Genomic DNA, 944 nt, shown 5'->3' on the forward strand with positions numbered 1-944 from the left:
AGAGTAGCCTGTACCAAAGTCATCCAAAGAAGTATACACGCCCAATAACGAGACCTGATTCAATACATCCTTTGCTTTGTCCAAATCTTCAATAAACAGGCTTTCTGTCACCTCAATCATCAAAGTAAGCGCTTCTCCGTCATACCTTTCAACAAGCTGTTTAATCATAGGGACAAAGTCTTCATTAAGCAGTTGCCTCACCGAAACGTTAACCGATACTCTCAGTTTAAACGGCGCGTGCTGACTCTGTTTACAAGCGTCAAGACATTCGTCCAAAGCCGTTTTTAGTACGAACTCACCCAGTTCATGAATCACGCCCGCTGCTTCTGCTACCGAAATAAACTGATCGGGCGGAACAAAACCCAAAACATCACTCTGCCAGCGAACCAAAGCTTCGACACCTAATACCTTCTGGGATTGTGAGTCGACCTGAGGCTGATAGACGACACACATTTCACCCTTTTCTAACGCATTAAGAAGTTCTTTCTCAATATCAGCAGCACGCTTGGTTTTCTCTTCCATTCCCACGGAATAAAAACAGATATCGCTCTGTTTTTGCTTCGCTTCGTACATGGCCATGTCTGCCTTTCGCTGCAGCTCATCCAGAACCTTGCCATCAAAGGGACTGATTGCAACCCCGATTGAAGCCTTGATGGAAAACTCTAAATGCTCCAACGAAACTGGGTTTCGTAGCACCTCCAGGTAAGCCTTACACAACTTGTTTAACTCACCTTTATCACGCATACCCGTCAAGATAATAAACTCATCGCCTCCTTGTCTGATACACATACAATCTTGGAAGTGTTCAGTAGTTCTGCTCGCCACTTCACAAAGAATCTGGTCACCAACAGAGTGACCATGTAAGTCATTACTCGACTTAAAGTTATTCAGGTCAATATAGAGTAGAGAGAAGCCCTGAGCATACTTATTTGCCCAGGATTCGA

The 944-nt window shown here is 44.3% G+C and carries 1 protein-coding gene; it reads right to left on the reverse strand.

The window, feature by feature from the left end:
• On the reverse strand, nt 1-944 hold a 944-nt coding region (locus A3763_RS22840), incomplete at both ends, for a bifunctional diguanylate cyclase/phosphodiesterase (RefSeq protein WP_156495277.1).

The organism is Oleiphilus sp. HI0128, from assembly GCF_001635365.1.